Origin of the sequence: Fodinicola feengrottensis (genome assembly GCF_010993775.1) — a bacterium.
In the GTDB taxonomy this organism is placed as follows: domain Bacteria; phylum Actinomycetota; class Actinomycetes; order Mycobacteriales; family HKI-0501; genus Fodinicola; species Fodinicola feengrottensis.
In genome coordinates, this window is record NZ_WOTO01000030.1 from 62,089 (window position 1) to 87,268 (window position 25,180).

Below are 25,180 nucleotides of genomic sequence, written 5' to 3' on the forward strand. Positions count from 1 at the left end.
AGGTTCGCTGGTGACGACCGGGAGGGTTCGTGCAAGAGTTGCCACGTGCGGTGCGGCTGCTGATCGTGGCGCGAGCAGTGAACCGGCTGGGCGCGTTTTCCCTGTCGTTTCTTACCGTGCTCATCACCACGAGGTTCGGGGCCAGCGCAACTGTCGCCGGATGCGTCAGTGCCGCCTTCGGTCTCGCCACGATCCCTTCTCGGCTGGTCGGCGGGCGGCTGGCCGACCGAATCGGCCGACGCCGGACGATCGTGGTTGGTCTGGGCGGGGTGCGCGGTGGCACAACTGGGCCTCGCCGCCGCGAATGGCCTGGTGATGGTCATCTGCTGTGCGGTGCTGTTGGGCCTGGTCTTCGAGATCTATCAACCGCCAAGTCAGGCGATGATCGCCGACGTCGTGGCACCGAATGAGCAGGTCCGTGCGTACGGCCTGCTGAACGTGGCGCTGGCCGCAGCGGGTATGGGTGCGGGCCTGCTGGCGGCATTCGTGGGCCGCTGGGACCTACGGTGGCTGTTCGTCATCGACGCCCTCACGTGCCTGCTCTGCGCCCTCACCGTGCGCCTCGTACTACCCGCGGACCGTCGCGCGGCAGCAGTGAAGACAACCGATCCGGAGCCTGTGATTGCTCCGTGGCGCGATCGCGTCTTGCTCCGCATGCTCGCCGCCGGAACGTTGTTCGCGATCATCTACCTCCAGATCATGATCACGCTCCCGCTCGCCTTGGACCGGGCCGGAATGAGTCCTTCAGACGCGGGCTTGTTGTTCACCACCTCCGCACTGACTATCGCCGCGGGACAACCGCTGATGCGTTGGCGCCTGCTCTCCACAATGTCCGCGCCCGCCGCCTTCGTTGTCGGCTATGGATTGTTGGCACTGGGACTTGCCGGATACGGGTTCGCTCGCGGCCTGCCCGCATACCTGGCGGCAACCGTGGTGTGGAGCGTGGGCGATCTGCTCCTCGTTGGCCGCGCCTACGCACTCGTAGCTGGTCTGGCCCCGCCCGGCGGCAAAGGGCGATACTTGGCGGTCTACGGCACCAGTTGGGGCATCGCGGGTATCGCCGCCCCGATTTTGGGAACGCAACTGCTTCAGCATGCCGGGCCGGTCGGCTTGTGGACCGCGATGGCGCTTGCCTGCCTGCTGCTCGCGGCCCTGCAACCCGCCATGGTCCGGGCCGCGACTCGCCCTGGAAAGGCTGAATTTCAGCCGAAGGGGACGGACAGTAAGGCGGCCGGAACGAGTGTGCCGGAGCGGCAATAGCCCAGGGTGTGGCCGCTCACCAATACTGCCACCATCGCGCCATCCGCCTGGTCTGGCGTTTGAAGGCATGTCAGCCGCGCCCCTGGTACCTATTCACTATGGCCGTGCTTTCGGCGTCCAAACACGCGGCGAGGGCATTTCGCATGGAACTCACCCTCCCGATCGGATGATGCCGCGGCGGGGACGCATTGAACGGTACCGTCGTCTGGCGGAGAGCTGCGACAGCGTAACTATTCTCGATCTGCCTCGCTAACGGGCCGCGGGGATGTCTTCCTGAGTGCGGAAAGATTGGCGAGACCATTTCCGTGGTGACGCGAGGTCGCCAAGGAATCACCTTCCTGGTTAGGGGCGGTTTCCGGGTCGCGACGGCGGGTCTCAGTTGTTGGCTAGTCCTACGACGAGATTGATGGTGGCTGCGATGACCACGGCACCCAGGACATACGAGATTAACGCGTGGCGGAGGGCGGTCCGGCGGATGTTCTTGGTCGTCAGATCGGTGTCCGAGACTTGGAAGGTCATCCCGATGGTGAACGCCAGGTAGGCGAAATCGCTGTAACGAGCGTCGTCGTCCTCATTGAAGTCAACGCCGTGTGCGTGGTCGGAGTAGTGGATTCGGGCGTAGCGGGTGGTGAAAACGGTGTGCACACTCAACCAGGACAGCGCGACGCTGCAGACACTCAGGCCGGCTTGGATGTCTTTCTGGCTGCCGGTCGAGGTGGCCAGCAGCAGCAGGCCGACCGCGGCCAGGCTGGCCAGTGCCGCGCCGACCACCAGAAGATCGGTGAGCGTACGCCCGGGATCCTCGGCAATCGCGTGTTTGCGGGTGCTCGGGCCGTCCATCGGCCAGATGGTGATCCAGACCCAACCCACGAAAACGGCGGCGGCGCACATCCAACCCACCAGGATTGCGTACCGCCAGCCAAAAGCGGTGGTGCACAGCGCGCCTGCCACGATCCCGGCGGCGGCGGCCACCATGACCCGGACCCTGGCGGTGACCGTACTTGTTCTGGCTACCTCGGTCGTCACTGCGCCTCCGATGCCCGGCCTCGCCGGTGGTGCCCGCCGCGGTCCCTGAGCGTGAATCCACCATGCCAGCCGGCGCCACCGCCCGCAGAACGGCGGCCCCTCGCCGCAGTGGTCTCAGACCCGGATCGTCGGCCGGTATCCACTTGGGATCACTGTCCTGAGACAGATGCCGGTTGAGGACCCGCTGCCGGAGAGTAGACCTGGCGATCGGGCGACTGGTCCGGTCGAGTATTCGGAAGGAAGTGTCAGCCAGATGAGAACACCTAGATGGGCACTGGTGGCGGTCGCCGTGGTGGCGGTCGGCATCCTCGGCGGTGGCGCAATCGCGACCACTGCCTACGCGACGGCCCCGAACTCCAGTCACGTGGAGAAGGGCAGCAAGCCAAAGCCGCCTGGCGCGCCGCTGAACGCCAACGGCGTCGTGACCGCTCTCAAGACTGTGAAGGGCGGGCAGGCGGTCGTGCTGCGGACCGCGACCGCGACCGGGAGCGCCACCGCGCTGCTGACGCCCAAGACCTCCATCGTGACGACAGCTGGAAAACCGGCGACCCTCGCGGTCGGCGAGAACGTGGTCGTCAAGGGCTGGCAGGCCAAGCCTGGATCACTGCAGGCCGTGGTGGTCGTGGTTCGCTAGTGTCCCGCGGCGCACACTCGGGACACTGATCACCTGCGCTGGAGGTTGGCCATGGACGCGGTGCGTACGGTGCGGCGGCCGCTCGTCGTCGACGCTGCCCTTGCGGTGGTCCTCGCCGGCGGCTCGCTGGCCCTGGCGAATGTGAGTTTCCTGGGTGACAAAGCGCTGGTGCTGTTTGGTGCCGATCGGGTGCCGGCCGTGCTGGGGGGTGGTGGATCGCCACCGCCGTCGCGCTCGCCGCGTTGCCGTGCCGCCGGAGTTATCCGGTGCTCGTCTTCTGGTCCACCGTGGCGATGGCGATTTACCACATGTCGTGGGGATGGGGGTGCTGCCTGCCGACGCCGCCGTGTTGATCGCGCTGTTCGCGGTGGTCGACCAGCACCGGATTACGGTCTCGCTGGCGGCCACCGCGGTCGCCCTGCTGGCCCTGTTCGGTTGGTCGTCCTATGTGGACGCCGTCAGTCCGGCGGCCAAGGCGTTTCAGTTCCCAGCAGGTGTCCTTCGCCAAACCTGTCTACAAGAACCTGCAGCTGGATCCGCACGGTACGCATGTACCCACCAGCTGGGGTGGGTTCGACGTGTTGGTGCTGATCCTCTGCCTCGGCTGGCTGGCGGGGCAGGCGCCCAGGCATCGCCGTGCGTATTTGGAGGAGGCGCTGCGGCACGCCGCGGACGGCGAACGGGACCAGGTGCGGCTGGCCGCGCTGGCGGTCGCCGCTGAACGCGCCCGGATCTCCCGGGAACTGCACGATGTCGTCGCACACAGTCTGTCGGTCATGGTCGTCCAGGCGCAGGGGGGGGGGCCGCGGCGCTGGACAGCGAAAGCCCGGACACGCGGCTGGCGCTGGATGCGATCGTGGACACCGGGCGGCAGTCGCTGGCCGAGATGCGCCGGCTCCTTGATGTCCTGCAGGACTCGCCGGATCGCTCGGTCGACTGGCGGCCGCAGCCTGGCACCCGCCAGCTTCCCTCGCTCATCGACCGGATCCGGGACACCGGCATGCCGGTCGACTTCAGCGTCGACGGGGGTCGTACGCGCACTCCCGCCAACAATCGACGTATCCGCTTATCGCATCGCCCAGGAGGCACTCACCAACGTGGTCAAACACGCCGGCCCCGATCCGTGCGCTGCGGTTCGCCTCAGATATGAGGACAGCCAGATTCTCCTCGAGGTCACCGATCACGGCACCGGCCCGACCGAGCCGATCGAGCCAGGCCATGGCGTACGCGGGATGCGGGAACGCGCGGCGCTGCTCGGCGGGGATCTCGAGGTCGGACCCAAGCCCGACGGTGGCTATCGAGTGTGGGTTCGGCTGCCCACCACGGTGGTCCCATGACCACCCGCGTGGTGCTGGTCGACGACCAGGAGCTGGTACGTACCGGCTTCCGGTTGATTCTCGCCAACACCGAAGACCTCGAGGTGGTGGGTGAGGCCGCGGACGGGATCGAGGCGATCAGCACCGTCGCGAGAACCGCACCGGACATCGTGCTGATGGACATCCGGATGCCCGGTCTCGACGGAGTCGAGACCACCCGCCGCATCCTGGCCCGGCCCGAGCCGCCGAAGGTGATCATCCTGACCACTTTCGACCTCGACCGGTACGTGTACGCGGGCTTGCGGGCTGGCGCCAGCGGGTTCCTGCTCAAGGACACCATGGCCAGCGAACTCATCCACGCGGTCCGGGTGATCGCCGCCGGCGAGGCGGTGATCGCCCCCACCACCACCCGCCGGCTGCTCGAGCGGTTCGTCGACGCGATGCCGGCCAGCGACCCCGCCAGCCGCCGCCGCGGTGGCAGCCCTCACCAACCGTGAACGAGAAGTCCTCGAACTGATCGCGTACGGATTATCCAACGCCGCCATCGGCGCGAAGCTGTTCCTCACCGAGGGAACGGTGAAGGCTCACGTCAGCCGCATCTTCACCAAGCTCGGACTACCCGGACCGCGTGCACGCTGTCATTTTCGCCTACGAGACCGGGGCTCATCCATCCAGGAATGCCCTCTCCCTAACGGAAAGAGCCAGCTGGGCATCAGGGTCCACAGTGGACACCACCGGATCGGGAAGTCGGCAGGTCACGGTGACGATCGCGGAGTGCGGTGTGGCTCAGTGGTGGTTACCGAATACTTGGAGGCCTCGAACCCGCGGTGGGCTAGTTTTTGCCCGGGCTGTTCGGAGTATTCGCCAGCAGTGCGTGGCGGTGCGCCAGGGCGGCCGCCTCGGTACGCGTACCGACGCCGAGTTTGGTCAGGATGCGCTGCACGTGGCTCGCCACCGTGTTGGTGGAGATGAACAGCTCGACGGCGATGCTCGCGTTGGAATGGCCTTTCGCGAGTACGCGCAGGACCTGCAGCTCGCGGCGGGTCAGCCCGAAGTCCGCGCCGGCCGGCTCCCGCTGTTCGTCCAGCCGTGCGCGTACGGCGAGATCATCGATCCGTGACAGCAGCGGCGCGGCCCGCAGATCGGCGGCGATCATGCGCCTCGCGCAGCCGCAGCCGGGCACTGGATCGACTGCTGACCGCCAGAGCGACCGCGGCTCCGGCGGTCAGTGCCGACGCCAGCTCGTACCGATGGCCGAGGTCACGCCAGGCCGCAGCCGCCGCATCCCACTCTTTGAGTGACCCTTTTCCCGCCAATGCTTGGAAAGTCACCAGCTGCGCGGCTGGGAGCGCGGGTAGCACTGAGATCCCGAAAGCCCCGGCAAGCAGTGACCGAAGAGCCTGAAGCCGTGCCGCGACCTCGGCGACCACCTGCCGGTTCCGCGGTTGGGTGGCCAGCCGTGCTCGCTGCGTGCGCGCCGCGGCCAGTACGACCCACAGGCGGTCGGGGGACAGCGGCCAGTCATCTGGTGGCGCGGCGAGGAAATTCCCGACGAGCTGGTCTGCCAGGTCCAGATCGCCTCGCTCCAGCGGACCGGAAATGGCGACATAGCCGACTGTTCTGGCGATCTCCGGGGAGCCGGGATGGCGGTTCGCGAAGTCCTCCAGCCGGCCGGCAAGGTCCGCGAAGCGGTCCTGGTCGCCGCGCCGGAGTGCGATCATCGCGGCTCAGACCTCAGTGCGGCGGCGTACAGAGGTGGCGGATCATCGGCGAGCGCCTCTTCCGCCACCTCGATGGCCTCGTCCCACCGACCAAGCTGTGCCAAGGCCCAGGTCCGGCATGCGGCCAGCATGCTTCCTCGTGAGCGACCCTGGCCGAACCGCTCCGCGGCCCGCTGACCGGCCCGCGCCAGCTCGGCCACCGCCTCGAAGTCGCCGGCCACACCCATCGAGGTCGTCTGCCATTGCATGCTGGTGAGGTACGTGTGGTGGTCACCCGCGGCTTCGGCCTCTTGGCGGCTTTGCACGTAAAGCTCGGACGCGCGCTGGACGTTGCCATCCGCGTTTTCGGCGTATCCAAGTGCCAGCAAGGCGGGTCCCCGACCGCTCCCCAGCCGCAGTGCCTCGGTCGCGGCGCGCCGGCAGGTGCCGAAATAGCGTCGATGGCCGCGACGAACGCCAACGCGGCGAGCAACTCACCGCGTACGTCATCGGCCACACCCCGCGGCACCAATGCGACGGCGGCCTCCACGTCCGCCCGGCCACCCGAGTCGATCCGGTTGCGTAGCCGCCCGCGCAGCTCCAGCAGCCGCGCCACCCGGACCGGTTCGGCCGTGGGGTCCAGGCCCGCGATGGCCGCGGTGCCGTGCGCCATGCCGGCGGCCGAGTTGCCGGCCGAAAAACTCGCGGCGGTGGCGCGTTCGTGGACCGATACCTGGTCGGTCCTGGTCAGCTGCTCGGCGCCGGGAACTCGCGGCCACAGGTCGAGCGCGCGTTCGAGCAGGTTGAGCTCTTCGTCGTACGCGTACTGCTGGCGCGCCAGGTCCGCTGCCAGCAAAGCGGCGGGCAGCGCCAGCGCCGGCTCGCCGGCCGCGGTCCAGTGCTCGGCCAGCGCCGCCGGATCGGCGACAGTCCGCGCGTACCGCCGGTGCAGCCGCCGCCGGTCGTCGTGCGGCAGCAGCGCCTTATAGACCGCCTCGCGGATCAGGTCGTGCCGAATGGCGTAGCCGTCGTCCCGTACGACGAGCTGCTCGTGGTCGACCAGCGTTCGCAACGCGCTGTGCAGATCGACTTCCGGCAGCTCGCCGACGGTCAGCAGTTGCTCTTCGGACACGGTCGTGCCGGCGACCGCGATGACCGGCAGCAGGGATTGTGCCTGCGCAGGCAGGGCGGCGACGCGGTCGAGCAGCAGTGTTCTCAGGTTGCCTTCGAAGTCCTCGGTGGCATGGAGCGCCTCGACGAACAGCGGATTGCCGCCGCTGCGCCGATGGATGAGGCTGCTGCGTACGGGATCCGGCGTACGCCCGCCGATCGCCGCCAGCAACTCGGCGACGTGCGGCCGGCCCAGTGGTGGCAGATCCACTCGTACGACGTCGCCGCGCCGACCGAGCTCGGCCAGCACCTGGCGGCCGGGGTGGCCGGAGGCCAGTTCGCCGGGCACGGTGGCCAGCAGCAGGACCGGCCGGTCGGTCAGGTTGCGGGCCAGATAGACGAAGACCTCTCGGCTGGACGCGTCCGCCCAGTGCAGGTCCTCGACCACCAACACCACTGGGCGGCGGGCGGCAGCCCTGCTGACCAGCGTCAACAGCTCCTCGAGCAGGCGCGTACGGCCGGCTGGCGCGGGCGTCAGGCCGGGCAGCCAGGCGGCCAGCGCGGACCCGTCGAGCGGCAGCAACGCGTCGACGCCGGCCCGGCCGAGCTGACGTACCAGGTCGCGCAGGATTGCCACGAACGGGACGTAGGGCGCGGCGTTCGCGCCGACCTCCAGGCAACCGCCGGCCAGCAGGAGCGGCTCGCCGGGCAGGTCGGCGGTCGCGGTGGTCACCAGCCGTGACTTGCCGATGCCGGCTTCGCCGGACACCAGCACGGTGACCGCCCCCCCCCGCCGCGCCCGCTGGTACGCGGCGTCGATGCTGGCTCGCTCGCTGCCGCGACCGATCAGCACAGAGCTGATCATTGCTCGACTTCCTCGGTTTTCATCAGATCTGGTGACGACGCTGGCCGGTCGGCGATGCAGACTTGCCCCAGCGTATTCATTGCCGAAGGGATCAACGTGATGGAGCGCCCGAAAGTCCTCGACGAGCTCCCTAAGCCGATTTCCCAGGAGGTGATCAACTCGCACATTACGCCGCGATTCGCGTTTATCGGTACAGACGGATTTCCGCGGGCGTACCGATGGCATTCCGCAGGAATAGGTCGGACGTTGTCGTGAAGGGGTCGTACAAGCGGCGCGACGACCAGATGTACGTGATCAAAGCCCCTTGGAATCACCTGAGCGCTCACAAAAGGGGCGCCGGCCCGCACTGGATCGTCCCAGCGCGGGAACAATCAGTTGGAGGACTGGATGCGTAAGTTGATTCTGGGATTTTATGTTTCGCTTGATGGTAAAAGTGCTGACGGGGACAATGGGATCCGGGACGTCATGATGGGAATTGACGACCTCGAGCAGGAGGAGTATTTCGTTGCCCGACTGTGGGAGGCTGGGGCCTTCTTGATGGGCCGGAACACGTACGAGGCTATGGCTGGTTACTGGCCCGCCTCTGTTCACCCGTCCGCCAAGGCGATGAACGAGATCCCCAAGGTGGTGTTCTCCCGGACCCTCAAAACCGCTGATGACTGGCCCGAGACCCGGATCGCGGGCGGTGACACGGCCGAGGAGATCGCCAAGCTCAAGGCCGAGCCCGGCAAGGATCTCGTCGCCGCCGGCGGCACCCAGTTCCAGCACTCGCTGATCAAGCTCGGCGTGGTCGACGAATACCGACTGTGGGTGCTCCCCGCCGTCACCGGCAAAGGCGCGCCCCTGTTCCCCGAGTTGGCCGCGGCCGTACGGCTGCGCCTGGTGAAATGCACGACCTTCTCGTCGTCCGGAATCCTCGAACTCTGTTACGTACCAGCGGACAAGTAAAGTCCGCAAGCAGGGCGATCTGACGCCAACCTCTGGCCAGGGTGTCGAGGGTGCACGAGAAAAGGAGGCGCGGCAGTGAGCGGTACCAAGGTGTTGGTGGCGGGAGCGAGTATCGCGGGGCCAGCGCTGGCCCATTGGCTGCGTCGGCGCGGAGCCGAGGTGACCGTGGTCGAGCGGGCCCCTGGACTGCGTCCGGGTGGGCAGGCGGTGGACGCGCGCGGGGTGGCCAAGGAGGTCATTCGGCGGATGGGGCTGGACGCGGCGGTACGCGCGGCGCGCACCGACACCGCTGGCGCGTACACAGTGGACGTGGACGGGAACGTGCTGGAGACCTTCCGCGCGGAGGACGACGGCGGCGACGGATATATCTCGGAGGTCGAGATCTTGCGCGGGGACCTGTCCCGGGTGATCTACGACGACACTCGGGATGGTGTCGAGTACGTCTTCGACGACCGGATCGCCGAGCTTAGCCAGGACGCCGACGGGGTCGACGTGGTCTTCGCGGGCGGTGACCGGCGGCGCTTTGATCTGGTGGTCGGCGCGGATGGGCTGCACTCGTCGCTGCGAGCGATGGTTTTCGGGCCGCGTGAGCGGTTTATCCGCCATCTCGGGCTGGTGTTGGCTTTCTACAGTGTGCCCAACGAGTTCGAGCTGGGTCGCTGGCTGCTCGACTACCAGGAGTCCGGGCGCTCCGCCGGCCTGCGGCCGCTTCCGGACGCCAGCCGTGCGATGGCGATGCTTTCTTTCCCCGCGGCCGATTTCGATGTTGACTACCGTGACGTTGAGGCGCAGAAGGGCCTGTTGCGCGAGCAGATGGCCGATTTTGGCTGGTTGACTCCGCGCATCCTCGCGCATCTGGACGACACTCCGGACTTCTATCTTGACCAGGTCGCGCAGGTGGTGATGGACCGCTGGTCGAGCGGACGGGTGGGGTTGCTCGGAGACGCGGCGTTCAGCTCGTCGCCGATGTCGGGGGGAGGCACCGGACTGGCCCTGGTCGGCGCGTACCTGCTGGCCGGAGAGCTGGCCTGCGCCGAGTGGGACCCGGCGGCCGGGTTCGCCGGCTATGAGCGGCGGATGCGCTCGTTCGTCGAGGCCAACCAGGAGATCGGTCGGTTGCACGTGCGCAGCCTCCTCCCCGGTCCGGCCACTGAGCCGGGTACGGAGCCCGAGTGGGACATGGAGCTGATCGAGCGTGCGATCAACGGCGTCGAACTGCCCGACTACGCAGGGGTGCCGGACTCCGAGGCCCCGACCGGAACGCCGATCACCTCGTCGGCCAAGCCGTAGGCCATCGCCTCGTACGCGGTGAACCAGTTGGGTGCTCGGTGATTTCGTACCCGAGCACCGCACCAACGGTCACGTTTCCGGAAGATGAAGGTGGCTATGTGAACTCAGATGTGCACGGTTGGCCGGTAGGTGAGCTCTTGGGTGTGGCCGTCGAGTGTGCGGCTTTCGAGTAATTCGAGGTCGAAGTCGGCTGCGCCGTGGAATTGGTTCGGTTCCGGTTTGCCCGGTGATCACGGGGAAACGGTCAACTGGATGCGGTCGACTAGCCCGGCGGCCATCAGTGCCCAGTTCATCGACAGGCTGCCGTTTGAGCGCAACGGCACCTCGGACTGTTCTTTGAGTTTGGCGACGATGTCGACGGCGTCGCCGTTCACGAGGGTGGCGTCTGGCCAGTCGAGGGGTCCTGTGAGGGTGGTTGAGATTACCGTTGTCGGTAGGTTTCTCATTCGGGTGTTCACTGGGTCGAGCATTTTGGTGCTGGGGCCAAGGAGTCTCATGAACTGCCGATAGGTGTTGGCCCCGAACACCATCCGCTGCTTCTGGCCGTACAAGGCGAGACGGTGTTCGAGGAACTCCGGGCCTTGTTTGCCCCAGTAGCCGCCCCAGTTGCCGCCGTTGAATGAGCCGAAGCCGTCGAGGCTGGAGAAGATGTCGAAGGTGTAGGTCGCGGCCATGATGCTCTCCTTGAGCGAGGGGTTGTCGTTCGATTGCTTGGGACGCTATGGGCGGACTTGCCGAGAGCTTCACGCTTGCTGGGCCGGCTGGGTTTCGCGGATGCGTTCCTCGACGGTGAGCTTTCCCGACGGGCTGCGATATGTCTAAGACATGATGGAGCTGGTGGTGAGATCATCCAGCAATGATCAGTTCGCAGCAGCTGGAGTATTTCCGTGCGGTGGCGCGAGAATTGCACTTCACTCGCGCCGCCGCGCAGCTGCGGATCGCGCAGCCGGCGCTGTCGCAGCAGATCCGCAAGCTGGAGCGGCAGCTGGGGGTCACGCTGTTCGAGCGGGACAACCATCGGGTCGAGATCACCGCCGCCGGCCGGGCGCTGCTGACGCACGCTGAGCGGATCCTGTCCGACCTGACCGCCGTGGACGAGGAGATGTCCGGCTGGGCCGGCGGCACCCGCGGCCGGGTGCGCCTGGGCACCGCCCGCGGCTTGGCCGCGGCACTGACCCGGATGCTCGCCAGGTTCGGTGAGCAGTATCCGCTGATCGTGGTCGAGCTGCGGGAGGAGAGCACCAGCGCCATGGTCTGCGACCTGCACGCCGGCCAGCTCGACGCGGCGACACTGGGTGCGCCGCCGAGCCCGGACGACATCCGGTTGGCCTATCACCCGCTCGGCCGCGAGCCACTCGTCCTGGTCACCGGCGCGAATGGTCCGCTGGCTGGCCGGCAGCAGGTACGCATCGCCGACCTCGACGGCGTGGACCTGCTGCTTTACAGCCCCGGCTCGGCCGTACGGGAGTCGATCGTGGCGGCCCTCGCGGCGGCCGGCGCCAGGCCACAGATCCGCTTCGAGGCCCGCGAGTACGGCACCGCCCGGATGGTCGCCAACGCCGGCCTGGCGGTCGCGATCATGCCCCGAACGGTCGCGGAGGAGGCCGGCCCGCCGGTCGAAGTCATCCAGCTGCGGCCGGCGCCGACCTGGTCGCCGGCCCTGGCCTGGTCCGCGGAACGCCGGCCGGCGCCGGCTTTGACCGCGTTCCTCGATTTCGCCATCCAGCATCTTGATAAGCATTCCGACTCACCATCAGCTCTATAAGCTCTTGGACATCTCACTGCGTGCTGCTCAGGCTGGAGTCAACAGACCGGACTTGGGAGCGGATAGTGAATCGATACGCACGTGGTGAGTCGGAATTCAAAGGCCTGATGGGCAGCTCACCTGGGCAGACGCTGGCCGAGGTGCGGCGCCGCTCACCCCAGCTGTACGACGCGGTGGTCGAGGGAGCGTTTGGCGGCACCCTGTCCCAGGCCGAGTTCGACCGGGCCGGACGCGAACTCGCGACCGTCGCGGTGCTGGCCGCGCTGGGCGGAGCCGAGCCGCAGCTCGCCGTACACACACGGGCCGCGCTGGACCACGGCATCGTGGCTTCTGAGCTCCGCGCGTTGTGCGAACACGTGTCGGTCTACGCCGGATTTCCCCGTGCGCTCAACGCGCTGCGGGTCGTCGACGAGGTGCTGGCCGAGGCCGGCATAGCGCGACCGGCCGAACTGCGTCGCGTACAGCTGCGCGACCACGAGACGGTGGTCGCCGAGCGCGGCGACAGTGGACCGGCCGTCGTCCTGGTGCACGCGCTCGGCCTGGACTGGCGGATGTGGGAGCCGGTCCTGGACCAGCTCGCCGACGGCCGCCGGGTGTACGCGTACGACGTGCGCGGTCACGGTTGGGCCGCCGGCTCGCCGACCCCGTTCACCATGGCCGACACCGCCAACGACCTGTTCGGGGTGCTCGACGCGCTGAAGATCGAGCGCGCACACCTGGTCGGTCTGTCCTACGGTGGTGGCATCGTCCAGGCCGCCGCGGTCCGGCGGCCGGACCGGGGTGGCGTCGCTCGCGTTGCTCTCCACCACCGACTATCCCTTCGACGCCTTCGAAAGTCGCGCCCGGTCCGGCGAGACCGACGGCATGCGCGCGCAGGTCGTACCGTCGCTGACCCGCTGGTTCACCCCCGAGGCGCTGGCGGTCGGCGGCTGGGGCGTCCGGTACGCCCGCGAGCGGGTGCTGCGCGGGAACCCGCGGGACTGGGCAGCGGCTTGGCGGTCGTTCATCAGCCTTGACGTACAAGGAAAACTGGCCGACTTCGGCGGGCCGACCCTGGTGTTGGCCGGCGAACGGGACGTCTCCACCACACCGGAGATCATGAGCGGCATCGCCCGCCGCATCCCAGGCGCGACGTACCAGGAACTGCCCGGCACCCCGCACATGCAGACGCTCGAACAGCCCGAGCGGGTCGCCGCCGCGCTGTCTGATTTCCTGCCACAGTCGTGAAAGCGGCCTGGTATGAGCGGAACGGGCCGGCCGGTGACGTGCTCGTCGTCGGCGAACTTCCCGACCCGGAGCCGGGTTCCGGGCAACTGTGCGTACGCGTCGCGGCGGCCGGGATCAACCCCGCCGACGTGAAACGGCGCTCCGGCGCCGGCAATCGGGCGATGCGTACGCCCAGGGTCGTGCCCGGTGACGACGGCGCCGGGGTGGTCGACCGGGTCGGTCCGGGCGTACCGGCCGGGCGGATCGGCGAGCGGGTGTGGATCCACTCGGCCAACCATCGGCAGTCGTACGGCACGTCCGCCGAACTCGTGGTCGTACCAGCGGCTCAGGCGATCGGCCTGCCGGCCAACACGTCCTTCGAAGCCGGCGCGTGCCTGGGCGTACCGGCCCTGACGGCGCACCGGTGCGTGTTCGCGGACGGGCCCGTGGACGGTCGCACTGTTCTGGTCACGGGGGGAGCCGGCAGCGTCGCGCACTACGCGATCGAGCTGGCCAGGCACGGCGGCGCCACGGTCATCGCGACGGCGAGTACGCCGCGCAAGCAAGCCGCCGCGCGCGAAGCCGGCGCCCACCACGTTGTGGACTACCGCGAGCCCGACGCCGCCACCGCGATCCTCGACCTGGCCAGCGGCGGCGTCGACCGGGTCGTCGACGTCGCCTTCGGCGCGAACCTGCCCCTCACCTCGGCCGTGATCGCCACCAACGGGGTGATCGCGAGCTATGCCTCCGATGCCACGCCCGAACCGGGCCTGCCGTTCTATTCGCTGATGCGCCGGGGGGTGACCATCCGGCTGGTGCTGGTTTTCGTCATGCCGGAGGCGGAGCTGAGCGCGGCCGTCGACGACGTCACGCGGCTGCTGGAGCGGGACGTCCTCACCCATCCGATCGCCGCCCGGTACGCCCTGGACGACATCGCCACCGCACACGAAGCCGTCGAGCAGGGCCGGCTGATCGGCAAGACCGTCATCATTGCCTGACGGAGCCGGCAGGGTCACGTACGGCCGCGCAGGGCGGTGAGCTCGGCGGCTACCTGTTCGCTGGACGGGGGCCGTGGCCGGATCCACCAGCCACTGCAGCATCAGGCCGGTGACCAGCGCCAACGGCACCGAGCCGCCGAGGCCTTCGCGCGCTATCGACTGACCGCTCCACGGCGCCGCACCTGTCGAGTGCCGAACAAAACCCCACTCTCGACGTCGAGAGTGGGACAAAACCCCACTCTCGACGAAAAAGCCAGGCGAAACAAAGCCGAACCCAGCTCCCTGCCGGTACATCCTGCAGGGCGCCACCGGACTCACATCCGTCACGCCCCTCGCCCACTCCACGACGTTTGTCCAGTACGACACCGCCGGCTTAGTAGTGCCCAGCTTTTTGAGTCTGCAGGCCGTAACTAGGCGCCATATATACGCTCTATCCACGACTTGTCACACCGTGCAGCAGTCGCTGCGTACCTGGTTGAAGCAGGTCAGTGATGTTGCTGAAGTGACCAGTCACGAAGCTGCCGAACTGGACAACGACGAGGCCACGGCCAAGCTCCACTGGCAGATTGCCGGGCACTGCTCGCCCCCCGGAACATGACAATTCCTCATCGGACCTGCCTGGGCCGTCTGCCGTGCCCGCCCCGGGCCCCGCGCGGATCGGTTGTTCGGGGTTTGTCGTTCGACGCTCACGCCCCGATTCCGAACAACCAGAGTGCGGTAGACAAAGCGTCGGCCCAACCACCTCCGAAAGGTTCGCAAACGTGAAGTTCAAGCGTTTCTTTCTTTTGTTGCTGTTGCGGTGGGAGTCGCCGTGACGTCGGTCGGGTTCGGGTTCGTCGCCCCCGCCAACGCTGGGGTCGCGAGTCCGAACTGGTGCCTGGCCGGCACCCAGACGGGCGATTCGACCGAGATTTACGTGGACATCAACGCCTGCACGGACTACGTCCCCTCGGTTAAAGGCAAAGCTGCTCAACGACGGATTCAAGGGCCACTTCCACTTCACCGGACCGCGTGGATACCACTACGACTCGCCGACCCAGCTCTGGCCGGCAGGCGCCTGGACGCCGCTTTACCCGGGACCGGGTCAGACGTACACCAACGACCTGGTGTGTGAGCAGTTTTGGCAGCAGGTTCCCGGTGGCGTCACTCCGGTCGGCGGGGTCACCTGCTGGCGTAACTGATCGCACAGCCGTAATGACCGACGGACCTCGAACAATTCGATGCGCGGTAAGCCAGGCACGGATTGATATAGCGAGTAATCGCTACCACCAGGCCGGTCAAGTATGAGGTATATGCCTGGCCAAGAGACTAGGGAATGGATGAGTACGTGAAGACGACGCTGATGAAATGCATCTGTGTAGGAGTCCTGGCGGGCGCTTCGGTTTTCGGTGCGACGGAGGCCGCTGCTGCTGCGGTAATGCCGGTATCCGCTTTTTCGCCCGACAACTTCGCATACGTTCGCGGGTTCTCGACCTTGGATTTGTGCAATCAGTACGGGGTCGCTCACTACAACGGCTATAACAATAGTTGGTTCTGTGTGCAGGACACCAATCCCAATAACGCGCCGTGGGCGCTGTACGCCGAGCAGGTTGCTTAGTCCAATCCTGGATGGAAGGTGTCTTGATGAGAAAGCTTATGGTTGGTTTTATCTCACTGGCGCTGGCAGTGGGACTGGTGGCCGTCGGACCAAATGGTGCTGCCGCGGCACAGCTCCGACCCGCTGACACTTATACGCGGGTGTGGACTGGCGTATCGGCGGTGAAGATCGCGAATGTCGGTTATTATTTGACGATCAATATGTGGCAGGACAACCAGAACGGTTGGTTCCACGGGCAGGTGACAGGCTTCCCGGCTGGTTGGGTCGGCCTGTATGACCGCAACTATAACCTCATCGCGGGAACTGGTGCGTCCAAGAACGTACAATGGACTCCGGATGCAAGCGGTGGCGGAACGCCTCAGAATACGCTTGAGATATGCGGGCAGGCCACGCCGCCGTCAGACAATGGTGTGTCCGGACAAGAGGTCTGCAGCGGCGTGGGAACCTGGACCTGAGGCGGTTGTTCTGTGTTGGCTTGACCTTGCCCCTGGGGCAGGGTTCGAGCATGTCGGGAGTACGGCCGACGCCGTACTTCCGACAGCTGACACAGACAGGATTTCCGATGGACGCGGTGAAACTGCCGACCGAACGGTCGCCCCGATGCCCGTTCGACCCACCCGCCGGACTGGCCGAGCTGCGGGAGCGGCCGGTACGCCGGATGCTGTTCCCCGACGGCCCATCTGGGCTGGCTGGTGACCGGACACGCGCAGGTGCGCGCGGTGCTGGCGGACCCACGGTTCAGTTCCCGCCACGAGCTTGGCCACTATCCACTCGCCGACATCGGGACGCCGCCGCCGGCGCCGCCCGGGACACTGACCGCGATGGACGCGCCTGAGCACACGCGGTTCCGCCGGCTGCTGGTCGGGCGGTTCACCGTACGGCGGATGCGCCAGCTCACCGACCGGCTCGTCGAGATCTGCACAGACCACCTCGACGCGATGGAGCAGCACGGTTCACCGACGGATCTGGTGGCGGCGTACGCGCAGCCGGTGCCGGCGCTGATGATCTGTGAGCTGCTCGGCGTCCCGTACGCCGACCGGGCGTCGTTCCAGAGCCACATCGGCGTCCTGTCCGGGGTCGATACGACGATGGAGGAACAATACGCGGCGTACCAGACCCTGATCGACTACCTGGCCGGGCTGGTGGTGGCCAAGCGGGCCGTCCCGACCGACGACATGCTGAGCGAGCGAGCTGACGGCGAGCGACCTGACCGACACCGAGCTGGCCGGGGTGGCGACGTTCCTGCTGGGCGCGGGTTTCGACACGACGATGAACATGCTCTCGCTCGGCACGTACGCGCTGCTGCGCCATCCCGACCAGGCGGCGGCGCTGCGAGCGGAGCCCGAGCTGGCCGCGAGCACGGTCGAGGAGCTGCTGCGCTACCTGACCATCGCGCACACGGGCGCCCGGTACGCGATCGCCGACGTCGAGCTGGACGGCGAGCTCATCCGAGCCGGTGAGACAGTCGCGATCTCGCTTGCCGCCGCCAACCGCGACCCGGACAAGTACGCGGATCCGGACCGGCTGGACGTACGCCGGCAGGCGACCGGCCAGCTGGCGTTCGGCCACGGCATCCACCAATGCCTGGGCCAGCAGCTGGCGCGTACCGAGCTGCAGGTGGCGTTGCCTGCGCTGTTCACCAGGTTCCCGGACCTGCACCTGGCCGTACCGGCCGACGCGGTGCCGCTGCGCCAAGGAACCGACATTTACGGTGTGCTGCGCCTGCCGGTGGCATGGTAGGGCGGCGACACGAGGGAGAGGGACTGCGAGGCGCATGATCACCATCGGCCAGCTCGCGGCATCCGCCGGCTGTACGGTCAAGGCCGTCCGCCACTACCACGAGCGCGGCCTGCTGCCGGAGCCCGAGCGGGACGCCTCGGGCTATCGGCGGTACCGCGCCGAGCACGCGATCGCGCTGATCAAGATCCGCACGCTCGCTGAGGCTGGGGTGCCGCTGTCCCGGGTGAAGGAGCTGCTGGCCGCGGACGAGGAGCAGTTCGCCGCGGCCATCGCCGACATCGAGAGCGCGTTGCGTGCACAGATCCGGCGGATGGAACTCAGCAGGCAACGGGTGCTGCGCCTGCGGGCCGGCGACGAGCTGTTCGTGTCGGCCGAAATCGCCGACTACCTGCGACAGCTGGAGGAACTCGGCCTCAGCGAGCGTGGCGTACGGACCGAACGCGATCTCTGGATTCTGATGCACACCGTCTCGCCGGACGACGCCGCCAGCTGGGTCGCCGAGAAGCTGACCGCGATGGCCGATCCCGAGTTCCGCGAGATCTACCGTGCGTACGACGCGGCGTACGACTGGCCGGCCGACGACCCGCGGCTGCCGGCGCTGGCCGACCGTACGAGTCGCTGGCTGCTCAACCAGCCGCCCGGTCCGGACCACCCAGTACAGGTCGACCCGATCATCGTCCGGATGCTCCGCACGTCCGAGCCGGCCAGCTCGCCCAGTTGGCGGCGACTCGACGAGCTGCTCACCGATCTGTCCGTGGATCGGTAACCCGTTCCGCCTAGCCGGCCGCCGCCAGCGGCTCAGCGTCCGCGCTGCGGGTCAACGCCTCGTTCGCGTCGGTCTCGCGTCGCGTCCGGTCCAGGCGGGCGCGGGCGCCGGCGAGAGCGTCGGAACCGAGCAGCAACCGCAGAGGCGGTACGTCGGCGTCCACGACGGTGGCGATCGCCGCGGCGGCCCGCACGGGGTCACCGGGCTGATGGCCGGACACAGCCAGCGTGGAGTCGCGGCGCTTGCCCGCGGTCTGCTCATAGTCGTCCAGACGGGTGGGGGACTGCTGCATCGACTTCCCTGCCCACTGCGTACGCAGACCGCCCGGCTCCACGATCGTGACCGCGATGCCCAGCGGCGCGACCTCCGCGGCCAGCGACTCCGACAGACCTTCCAGCGCGAACTTCGTGGCGTGGTAGTAGCCGGTCGCGGCGAAGGCCGCCAAGCCGCCGAAGGAGGAGACGTTGACGATTCGCCCCGAGCGGCGGGCCCGCATGCCGGGCAGCACCGCTTTGAGGACCGTCACCACGCCGTGCACATTGGTCTCGTACAAGGCACGAACGGCGGTGTCCTCGCCCTCTTCAATGGCGGCCAGGTAGCCGTATCCGGCGTTGTTCACCAGGACGTCGATGCATCCGTACGTCTGCTCGCACGCCTGGACGGCCGCGGTCACCGACGGGGGATCGGTGACGTCGAGGGACAGCGCCAGTGCCCGGTCTCCATACCTGGCAGCGAGATCGGTCACGGTCGCGCGATCGCGTGCGGTGACCGCGACCCGGTCACCCCGGTCGAGCGCGTACTCGGCCAGCGAGCGGCCGAGGCCGCTGGAGCATCCGGTGATCAACCACACCGGCGATTTATCTGTTTCGGTTGCCATGCCTCCATGACACCAGCGGCTCCGCGGACGTGCCACACCCTGTTGAGGGTGGCTCTCGCAGGGTCAGCTTCCGCGGCGTCGTACCAGGATCAAGCCCGCGAGCAGCGGTAAAGTCGTACTGGATGACACGCGAGGACAACCAGCTCGGCTCCTTCCTGCGTACCCGCCGGGAGAAGATCGACGCCGCTTCCGCCGGCGTCGTGGACACCACGCGACGGCGGGTCACCGGGCTGCGCCGCGAGGAGCTGGCGTTGCTGGCAGGGGTCAGCCCGTCCTACTACACCCGGATCGAGCAGGGCCGCGACCGGCATCCCTCCCGTGAGATCCTCGAAGCGGTGGCCCGAGCGCTGCGCCTGGATGACACCGAACGGGCGTATCTGTGGTCCCTCGCGACGCCAGCGCTGGCCCCAGCTGACGCCCACGCCGTCCCCGAGCACACCGTGCGACCGGGGATGCTGCGCCTGCTGGAGCGTTGGGCCGACCTGCCGGCCTTCGTCGTCGCCCCCAACCGCGACGTACTTGCCCGGCACCGCGCTGGCCGCTCGGGTCAACCCCGCGTGGAGCCCGGGACACAACCTGATCGAGTTCACCTTCCTCGATCCGCGCGCGCCGGAGGTCTACCCGGACTGGGAGGACATCACCCGGCAGGCCGTCGCTGGCCTGCGTACCACCGCGGCCGCGCGCCGCGCGGAGCTCGACCCTTTTGTCGCGGCTATGCGCGAGCGCAGCGAGACTTTCCGCGAGCTGTGGGACTCCCATGACGTGTACGAGCGCGTGATAGGCGACAAACGGCTGCTGCGTCGACGGCATCGGCGTCCTGCTCCTCAGCTTCGAAACCTTCGCGCTCGCCGGACCCCAGGGGCACGTGCTGTACGTGTACTTTCCCCAACCTGAGAGCAAAGACGACACGGCACTGCGCAGCCTCGTCTAGCCGATCGCAACTCAGGAGTTCGGCTCGGCGCCGAGCGAGGCGCCGAGCGCGGCGTCGCGCAGCTCGCCGAGCTGGGCCGGCGTCAGCTCGCGGAGCTGGGGAACGTCCAGAAAGCCTGGCTGCCCGGGCCGACGACGAGGGTGGACCGGCCGAGCTGCTCCCGGTGTGCGGAGGCCACCGAGCGGTTGAGCGAGAGAACTCGACGCCGCGCAGGCCCGCCTGGCCAACCGGGACGGAGTCGAACTGCAGCGTGGTTCCGCCGCAGTAGGCGATCACACCACCGGCAACCGTACGAATGGTGAATCCGCCGGCTTTCAGCAGCGGCGTCGTATTGGCCAGATCGCGCGCGGTGACGGCCAGATGGACGCGGGTGACGTCGCGCATCAGGTGGTTCTTGTAGTCGTCAGACAGGTAACGCTCGCGGCTGATGTCGCCGGGAAATTCGGCGGGCTCGGTCTTGTTGGCGCGCGGGTCGGCGAAATACTCCGGTCTGTATTCCATTCCCCAGGCGCCGAACTTGTCGTACTGGTCAGTGGTGAACACCGCGTCAAACCACGGCACCGGCGCAGTGCCGTCGCCGAAGTCGCGGGTTTGGGTAAAGGTCAGCGGGTTCGCGATGCCGTCCGCACGCAGCCGGTCGACGACCGTGGCCAGCTGCCCGGTCCGTTCGACCGAGACACCCATTCCGGCCGAGCCGAACTGGTTGTCCGGCGCCGGTAGGTCACCGGTACCGAACAGCTCGAGGTAGGTGTTCTTGCCGTACACGTAACGGCCAGTCCACGATCCCTGACTGCCGGTCGTCGTACGCACCTCAAAGCTGGCGAAATCACGCAGGTAGGTCGAATGCTCAATGGCGTCGGCGGTGGTGCGGTCCAGCACCCCGTACGTGTGGTTGAAGTACAGCAACTGCTGGCCGTTGTTCTGCGCTGCCTGCGCCGTACTCGCGCCGGCCGCTGCCACACCTGTGAAAGCAAGCGTGAGCACCATGGTCGTTCGCAACAGTGTTTTTAGCCCCATGCGGCGATCCTAGGGTCCAGGTGCGCAGCTTTATCGATCTTTTACTGATTCGACAAACTTCCGCGCCACCCGGACTTTGACACTAATTCAGGTCAATTCGTTATACCGATGGCGGCGGCTAGTACGACGTCAACGAGCTGGTCGACTGCGTCCGGCCACCTGCGCTTCCCACCCGCGCAAAGGATTCTGCTATGGACGGAGGTTTCCAGCCAGGCGCGCATCCTGCTGGGAACCGGCGGCTCTCAGACTGGATCTATGCACGTGCCGTCGCAGTAGTAGAGCAAAAGGAACCCGCAGTCCGCTGCATGCACGTGGCAGTCGTACACGTCACCGGCTGGGGAGCAGTAGTTGGGTGAAGGGCCGCAGTAAGGACTGTCAACGCTGCAGTTGCAATCGGGTTCGGATGGGCTGTGCGGTTGCACCCGTGCGTAAGCGGGCGCAGGACCAAGGGTCGCGAGCAGCGTGCGCGTCTGGTCCCGGCCAAGGACGCGTTCGGCATCCGCTTCAACATTCTTGACCACCGTGTCGGGCGTCGCGGAGGTTCGGTCGTTCGAGAAGTATTTCTCTGTCGCGGCGATGGTGCGAACACGATCGAGTACGCCGGACTGCTCGGCGGTCAGACTCGGGTGGGAGGCGCGATAACGGTCGATTTGAGTGACCCACAGCCGGCTGCGTGCGCTTGCGGGCAATGCCTGGTAAATCGCCTTGCGGTAGGCCATCGAGTACGAAATGACCTCGTCGTACTCGGCCGGCAGGTTGTGGCGATGCGCCGCGACCCAGGCCTGCGCGGAGGTGTTGGCCTGTTCGGCAAACGCCGGCGTACGGCCGGTGAGGATCATTCCACCGCCACCGCGATCCCGGCGGCGCCGAACTTCAGCAGCTGTCGGCGCCCCACCGCGGTTGACGGACGCGGAGTCAGCGTTTCATGGCGGAGCTGCCCAAGCGCCCGCACGACGCGCATCGACGAGCGTGGTCCGAGCAAACGCGCGAGCCGCGCTGTCATCCTCGTGCCGGTCCACGCACGCGGCCGTCCGTCCGTCAGCTGGATGAGCGTCGGTGCCCAGGGCGGATTCTCGCCGAGTGCCTCCTGCCGCCATCCGCGGACGTCGTCGCGCGACAGCGGCAGGATTTTCAGCCTGCCGCCGCACGCCTGGCTAACCGCCGTCGAGATTTTGGTGCATGTGCCACATGTGGCGTCGAACGCCAGTACCCAACGTTCACTCATGGCTGTAGACGGTGACATTGCGGATCGGATCCTCACAAGCCTTTCGAGCACGATGGAATGCTTGGGCGGACGTACGCGACGGATGTGCTGAACCACGCAACACGACGAAGAGATTCTCGTGGATTTTGCAATGCAATGCACCGCGCAGCTGACTCCGCCGGTGAAGATGCCAATGAGAGCGGCGGCGATCTCTTCGGCGGTGACATCGCCGCGTAGGAAGTCCTCCACGGTTCTGCGGGAACTTGATCGCCTGCCAGCTGTTTTCGCGAGCGCGTGTTGGGTGCAGCTGCTTCGGCTGTTGACTCGAGTCGTACGGGTGCGTTTACTAACGTTCGACTCCATTACGGTCCTGACCGAAAAAGAAGGTGCGCGGATGTTCCTGATGCTCGTTGTCGGGTTCACGGCGTCGGCGTCGGCGATCGCAGCTGGCGCCGCGCCTGCTTCAGGGCCACTGCCGGGGAAGTCGTCCAGACCTCGGATCGACGACCTCGGCACCGGCGTCCTGTCGTCGCCGATCACTGGCGCGACGCAGGATGGCGGCAGTATTTACCTGGTCACGCGGGGCGTGACGCCGGCCGTCGTGGCGCGCTATGACGTGGCGACCGGTCGCGTGGTGGCGTCGGCTCCGCTTCCGGCCGGGACTGGTGGCTGGGCGGCGGCGATGTCCGGCGGAAAGGTCTATACGGGGATGTATCCGACCGCCGACATTGACCGGTACGACCCCGCGACCAACACCGCGAGCCGCGTCGTCCAGTTGCCGGGCGAGCAGTACATCTGGGATCTGGCCACTGCTCCGGACGGCACCTTGTACGCCGGGACGTATCCGGGCGGCGAGCTTTTCGCGGTCAGTCCGGACACCGGACAGGCGCGCAATCTCGGCGCCGTCGTCGCTGGTCAGCTGTATGTCGGGGGCGGTTGCGGCGGCCCCCGACGGAACCATTTACGCCGGCACGGGCGGGGCGTCGGCGCACATCGTCGCGTATGACCCGAGCACTGGCCAGAAAACCGACATCAGCCCACCGGAGGTCCGCGAGGAGACCTTCGTCTACGACCTCGCGGCGAACGCTGACCACCTCGTCGCCGGGACGCAACCGACCGGCCGCCTGCTGATCATCAACCGGCGCGACGAGAGCCAGTACAAGGTCGTCGACACCGGCCAGGGCGTCGTCGACTCGGTCGCGATCAACGGTGGCCACGTGCTGCTGACGACCCGTGCGTCCGGATCGGTCTACGACTACGACATCGCCGCGGGCACGCTCACCGAGCTCGGCGACCCGATCGCCAACGACGAGACGCGCGGTGTCTTCTCCGTCGGCGGGCGCGTGGTCGGCGTCGCGGGCAGCGGGGAGATGTGGTCCATCGACCCGGCGACCGGCACGCACACGATCACCGATCTGGTCACCGCTGGTATTCCGGCAGGACCGGAACCTGTTCAATCCGTCGCCGTGCTGCACGACGAGAAGGTCGCGCAGGCATGTGTCGCCGGCAATTTCAGCCTTGGCGTGCACGACCTGCGTACGGGCAAGCTGACCCGTGTCCGCGATGGCGGCGAAGCCAAGAAGGCGCTGCCCGTCGACGGCAGGCTCTACATGGCGATCTATCCAGGCGCGTTCGTCGACACGTACGACCCGACGACGAGCGGCACGGTCGACCGCAAAGCCGCCATCGGCGGCGAACAGAACCGGCCAATGGCGATGCGGCTGATGCCCGGCGGGCGCGAGCTTGGGATTGGCACGCTGATCGACTACGGGAAGTCGGGCGGCGCGTTCTCGCTGTTCGATCTGCGCACCAACGCCGTTGAGCGCTATAACGAGGTAATTCCGCACCAGGCCGTCAGCGCGATCGGCGTCGCTGGACCGGTCGTCTATCTCGGCGGCAACACGTACACGGACGGCATCGACCCAGTCGCGACGGAGGCGTCGCTGGCCGCTTTCGACCTGCGGACGCGGACCGTACTTTGGCTCTGGAATGCCATTCCCGGCGCTCTGGGCTATGACGACCTCATCATGGGAGGCCCGCTGCTCTATGGTCTTACGAACAGCGGAACGATATTCGTCGCCGACCCCGTTCGGCGAAAGGTCCTCAGAACGTACGCCACCGCCGACCAGAGCGGCGGAATGTTCTTCGAGCGCGGCGGACAGCTTTACGGCGCGACCCGGGACACCGTCTTCCGGCTCGCTGTCAACGGCCCGAAGACGCTGGTCAGTGGGCTCGCGGGAGTCTGGTTCAACGAGCCGGCACCGGCGTACGACGAGGCCTCGGATTCGCTCTACACGATCCGCGGGAACAACCTCGTACGCATCCACCTTGGCGAGATCTAGTCGGCCGCCCTTCGCCGCCGCTTTATCCAACAGTGCTGGCTGAGATCACGAACCCTGTTTTCCCAGCCGTGCGGTCAACAACAACGCACGCGGGACGTGGAACGGGTCCTTGACTGGCAGGCCGACGACCTGATTGAGTGGCGCGCCGCGGCGGTCCCGGACCTGGATCCATTCCCGGCCCTGCGGTGCTGGGAAAGTCGCATACGTGTAGTCGCGGATCCGGTCATGCCAGGCCAGCAGCTCGTCGGACGCGTACCGGTCCACGAGCAACGCGGTCGCATAGAGCGATTCGGCGTGGGGCCACCAAAGTTTCGTCGACCACGTACGATCCACCAGGTCCTCGTACGCGACGCCCATCCGGTCGCCGGTCGGGGGCCCGCCGTCGCGGTCGACGAACCGGAAAAGCCCACCGTCGATCTCGTCCCCCCCCCAGCCGGAGCGAGCTGAGGGCGCGGTCGACGACCCAGTCGCCGAGCCGGTCGTGAAGTTCGGGCAGCGCGTCGGCGGCGTCGACGAGAAACCACAGCATTTCCAGCACATGCCCCGGCGTCCGGTGTCGAGTCATCAGGGTGTCGACCGGGCGGGCCG

General features: G+C 67.3%; 27 protein-coding genes and 6 pseudogenes. 21 read left to right on the forward strand and 12 right to left on the reverse strand.

Going from position 1 to position 25,180, the window contains the following annotated elements:
* Positions 1-116: 116 nt before the first annotated feature.
* Positions 117-173 (forward strand): annotated as a pseudogene (locus GNX96_RS64855) (hypothetical protein); the annotation flags it as partial.
* The gene (locus GNX96_RS26015; RefSeq protein WP_279581511.1) at positions 169-1,260 is read left to right on the forward strand and encodes an MFS transporter; all 1,092 of its coding nucleotides are present in this window, start codon (positions 169-171) and stop codon (positions 1,258-1,260) included. The pseudogene GNX96_RS64855 and the gene GNX96_RS26015, both read left to right, overlap by 5 nt.
* A 375-nt stretch (positions 1,261-1,635) precedes the next feature.
* Here the strand turns inward: GNX96_RS26015 and GNX96_RS26020 are convergent, their stop codons facing one another.
* On the reverse strand, positions 1,636-2,286 hold the full coding sequence (locus GNX96_RS26020) for a DUF1345 domain-containing protein (RefSeq protein WP_279581512.1): 651 nt from the start codon (positions 2,284-2,286) through the stop codon (positions 1,636-1,638).
* Between the two features lie 253 nt (positions 2,287-2,539).
* On the opposite strand from GNX96_RS26020, the gene GNX96_RS26025 reads away from it, so the two are divergent.
* On the forward strand, positions 2,540-2,920 hold the full coding sequence (locus GNX96_RS26025) for a hypothetical protein (RefSeq protein WP_163570108.1): 381 nt from the start codon (positions 2,540-2,542) through the stop codon (positions 2,918-2,920).
* On the opposite strand, the gene GNX96_RS26030 is transcribed toward GNX96_RS26025, so the two are convergent.
* On the reverse strand, positions 2,888-3,328 hold the full coding sequence (locus tag GNX96_RS26030; RefSeq protein WP_163570110.1) for a hypothetical protein: 441 nt from the start codon (positions 3,326-3,328) through the stop codon (positions 2,888-2,890). The two genes, GNX96_RS26025 and GNX96_RS26030, sit on opposite strands and share 33 nt — an antisense overlap.
* 86 nt (positions 3,329-3,414) lie before the next feature.
* Between GNX96_RS26030 and GNX96_RS26035 the strand changes: the two genes are divergently transcribed.
* From GNX96_RS26035 to GNX96_RS64860, 3 genes and pseudogenes are all read left to right on the forward strand, one after another.
* The gene (locus GNX96_RS26035; protein WP_279581513.1) at positions 3,415-4,257 is read left to right on the forward strand and encodes a sensor histidine kinase; all 843 of its coding nucleotides are present in this window, start codon (positions 3,415-3,417) and stop codon (positions 4,255-4,257) included.
* Complete coding sequence (locus GNX96_RS26040) at positions 4,254-4,733, forward strand: response regulator (protein ID WP_390624151.1); 480 nt, start codon at positions 4,254-4,256, stop codon at positions 4,731-4,733. The genes GNX96_RS26035 and GNX96_RS26040 overlap by 4 nt, the downstream gene beginning before the upstream one ends.
* A pseudogene (locus tag GNX96_RS64860) lies at positions 4,711-4,794 on the forward strand (LuxR C-terminal-related transcriptional regulator); the annotation flags it as partial. The gene GNX96_RS26040 and the pseudogene GNX96_RS64860, both read left to right, overlap by 23 nt.
* A 274-nt stretch (positions 4,795-5,068) precedes the next feature.
* On the opposite strand, the gene GNX96_RS26045 reads toward GNX96_RS64860, so the two are convergent.
* The 3 genes from GNX96_RS26045 to GNX96_RS26055 are packed head-to-tail and all read right to left on the reverse strand — an operon-like array spanning position 5,069 to position 7,911.
* Positions 5,069-5,392 carry a helix-turn-helix domain-containing protein gene (locus GNX96_RS26045; RefSeq protein WP_163570176.1) on the reverse strand — a complete coding sequence of 108 codons (324 nt, stop codon included), beginning with the start codon at positions 5,390-5,392 and terminating at the stop codon, positions 5,069-5,071.
* Positions 5,343-5,957: a hypothetical protein gene (locus GNX96_RS26050; RefSeq protein WP_163570113.1), complete on the reverse strand. Its 615-nt coding sequence runs from the start codon at positions 5,955-5,957 to the stop codon at positions 5,343-5,345. Before GNX96_RS26050 ends, GNX96_RS26045 begins: the two co-directional genes overlap by 50 nt.
* A 13-nt stretch (positions 5,958-5,970) precedes the next feature.
* Positions 5,971-7,911 carry an ATP-binding protein gene (locus GNX96_RS26055; RefSeq protein WP_163570115.1) on the reverse strand — a complete coding sequence of 647 codons (1,941 nt, stop codon included), beginning with the start codon at positions 7,909-7,911 and terminating at the stop codon, positions 5,971-5,973.
* A 387-nt stretch (positions 7,912-8,298) separates the two neighbouring features.
* Here GNX96_RS26055 and GNX96_RS26060 point away from each other — a divergent pair, with 387 nt between their 5' ends.
* Together GNX96_RS26060 and GNX96_RS26065 are read left to right on the forward strand one after the other, a co-directional pair.
* A complete protein-coding gene (locus tag GNX96_RS26060; protein ID WP_163570117.1) occupies positions 8,299-8,859 on the forward strand; it encodes a dihydrofolate reductase family protein in 561 nt (186 codons plus the stop codon).
* A gap of 75 nt (positions 8,860-8,934) precedes the next feature.
* The gene (locus GNX96_RS26065) at positions 8,935-10,149 is read left to right on the forward strand and encodes an FAD-dependent monooxygenase (protein ID WP_279581514.1); all 1,215 of its coding nucleotides are present in this window, start codon (positions 8,935-8,937) and stop codon (positions 10,147-10,149) included.
* Between the two features lie 104 nt (positions 10,150-10,253).
* Here GNX96_RS26065 and GNX96_RS26070 read toward each other — a convergent pair.
* Positions 10,254-10,823 (reverse strand): annotated as a pseudogene (locus tag GNX96_RS26070) (dihydrofolate reductase family protein).
* Between the two features lie 182 nt (positions 10,824-11,005).
* Between GNX96_RS26070 and GNX96_RS26075 the strand changes: the two are divergent.
* From GNX96_RS26075 to GNX96_RS61460, 7 genes and pseudogenes are all read left to right on the forward strand, one after another.
* On the forward strand, positions 11,006-11,914 hold the full coding sequence (locus tag GNX96_RS26075; RefSeq protein WP_163570119.1) for a LysR family transcriptional regulator: 909 nt from the start codon (positions 11,006-11,008) through the stop codon (positions 11,912-11,914).
* Between the two features lie 107 nt (positions 11,915-12,021).
* Positions 12,022-13,141 (forward strand): annotated as a pseudogene (locus GNX96_RS26080) (alpha/beta fold hydrolase).
* Positions 13,138-14,118 carry an NADPH:quinone reductase gene (locus tag GNX96_RS26090; protein ID WP_163570125.1) on the forward strand — a complete coding sequence of 327 codons (981 nt, stop codon included), beginning with the start codon at positions 13,138-13,140 and terminating at the stop codon, positions 14,116-14,118. The pseudogene GNX96_RS26080 and the gene GNX96_RS26090 overlap by 4 nt, the downstream one beginning before the upstream one ends.
* Before the next feature lie 451 nt (positions 14,119-14,569).
* On the forward strand, positions 14,570-14,716 hold the full coding sequence (locus GNX96_RS26095) for a hypothetical protein (RefSeq protein WP_163570127.1): 147 nt from the start codon (positions 14,570-14,572) through the stop codon (positions 14,714-14,716).
* A gap of 717 nt (positions 14,717-15,433) precedes the next feature.
* A complete protein-coding gene (locus tag GNX96_RS26100; RefSeq protein ID WP_279581517.1) occupies positions 15,434-15,715 on the forward strand; it encodes a hypothetical protein in 282 nt (93 codons plus the stop codon).
* A gap of 26 nt (positions 15,716-15,741) precedes the next feature.
* Positions 15,742-16,170, forward strand: a complete 429-nt coding sequence (locus tag GNX96_RS26105) for a hypothetical protein (protein WP_163570131.1) — start codon at positions 15,742-15,744, stop codon at positions 16,168-16,170.
* A gap of 107 nt (positions 16,171-16,277) precedes the next feature.
* Positions 16,278-16,550: a hypothetical protein gene (locus GNX96_RS61460; protein ID WP_313885786.1), complete on the forward strand. Its 273-nt coding sequence runs from the start codon at positions 16,278-16,280 to the stop codon at positions 16,548-16,550.
* Between the two features lie 118 nt (positions 16,551-16,668).
* Here the strand turns inward: GNX96_RS61460 and GNX96_RS61465 are convergent, their stop codons facing one another.
* Positions 16,669-16,980 carry a hypothetical protein gene (locus GNX96_RS61465; protein WP_313885787.1) on the reverse strand — a complete coding sequence of 104 codons (312 nt, stop codon included), beginning with the start codon at positions 16,978-16,980 and terminating at the stop codon, positions 16,669-16,671.
* Between GNX96_RS61465 and GNX96_RS61470 the strand changes: the two genes are divergently transcribed.
* Both GNX96_RS61470 and GNX96_RS26115 read left to right on the forward strand, forming a co-directional pair.
* Positions 16,946-17,455: a cytochrome P450 gene (locus GNX96_RS61470; protein WP_313885788.1), complete on the forward strand. Its 510-nt coding sequence runs from the start codon at positions 16,946-16,948 to the stop codon at positions 17,453-17,455. The two genes, GNX96_RS61465 and GNX96_RS61470, sit on opposite strands and share 35 nt — an antisense overlap.
* 34 nt (positions 17,456-17,489) lie before the next feature.
* Complete coding sequence (locus tag GNX96_RS26115) at positions 17,490-18,221, forward strand: MerR family transcriptional regulator (protein ID WP_163570133.1); 732 nt, start codon at positions 17,490-17,492, stop codon at positions 18,219-18,221.
* A 10-nt stretch (positions 18,222-18,231) separates the two neighbouring features.
* On the opposite strand, the gene GNX96_RS26120 is transcribed toward GNX96_RS26115, so the two are convergent.
* Positions 18,232-19,098, reverse strand: coding sequence for an oxidoreductase (locus GNX96_RS26120; protein ID WP_163570135.1), 867 nt, complete (start codon positions 19,096-19,098; stop codon positions 18,232-18,234).
* A gap of 122 nt (positions 19,099-19,220) precedes the next feature.
* Here GNX96_RS26120 and GNX96_RS64865 point away from each other — a divergent pair.
* Both GNX96_RS64865 and GNX96_RS64870 read left to right on the forward strand, forming a co-directional pair.
* Positions 19,221-19,466 (forward strand): annotated as a pseudogene (locus GNX96_RS64865) (helix-turn-helix domain-containing protein); the annotation flags it as partial.
* Positions 19,456-19,992 (forward strand): MmyB family transcriptional regulator, encoded by a 537-nt coding sequence (locus GNX96_RS64870; RefSeq protein ID WP_390624158.1) that lies wholly within the window; start codon positions 19,456-19,458, stop codon positions 19,990-19,992. The pseudogene GNX96_RS64865 and the gene GNX96_RS64870, both read left to right, overlap by 11 nt.
* 241 nt (positions 19,993-20,233) lie before the next feature.
* On the opposite strand, the pseudogene GNX96_RS64875 reads toward GNX96_RS64870, so the two are convergent.
* The 3 genes and pseudogenes from GNX96_RS64875 to GNX96_RS26140 form a co-directional block, all read right to left on the reverse strand.
* A pseudogene (locus tag GNX96_RS64875) lies at positions 20,234-21,046 on the reverse strand (DUF5829 family protein); the annotation flags it as partial.
* Positions 21,047-21,288: 242 nt separating this feature from the next.
* Positions 21,289-21,885, reverse strand: a complete 597-nt coding sequence (locus GNX96_RS26135) for a bacteriocin fulvocin C-related protein (RefSeq protein ID WP_163570136.1) — start codon at positions 21,883-21,885, stop codon at positions 21,289-21,291.
* Complete coding sequence (locus GNX96_RS26140; RefSeq protein ID WP_163570138.1) at positions 21,882-22,499, reverse strand: hypothetical protein; 618 nt, start codon at positions 22,497-22,499, stop codon at positions 21,882-21,884. The genes GNX96_RS26135 and GNX96_RS26140 overlap by 4 nt, the downstream gene beginning before the upstream one ends.
* A 52-nt stretch (positions 22,500-22,551) precedes the next feature.
* Here GNX96_RS26140 and GNX96_RS26145 point away from each other — a divergent pair, with 52 nt between their 5' ends.
* Positions 22,552-23,256 (forward strand): PQQ-like beta-propeller repeat protein, encoded by a 705-nt coding sequence (locus tag GNX96_RS26145; RefSeq protein ID WP_163570140.1) that lies wholly within the window; start codon positions 22,552-22,554, stop codon positions 23,254-23,256.
* Complete coding sequence (locus tag GNX96_RS26150) at positions 23,174-24,592, forward strand: hypothetical protein (RefSeq protein ID WP_163570142.1); 1,419 nt, start codon at positions 23,174-23,176, stop codon at positions 24,590-24,592. The genes GNX96_RS26145 and GNX96_RS26150 overlap by 83 nt, the downstream gene beginning before the upstream one ends.
* 45 nt (positions 24,593-24,637) lie before the next feature.
* On the opposite strand, the gene GNX96_RS26155 is transcribed toward GNX96_RS26150, so the two are convergent.
* Positions 24,638-25,132 carry an AGE family epimerase/isomerase gene (locus tag GNX96_RS26155; protein ID WP_163570143.1) on the reverse strand — a complete coding sequence of 165 codons (495 nt, stop codon included), beginning with the start codon at positions 25,130-25,132 and terminating at the stop codon, positions 24,638-24,640.
* Between the last annotated feature and the right edge of the window lie 48 nt (positions 25,133-25,180).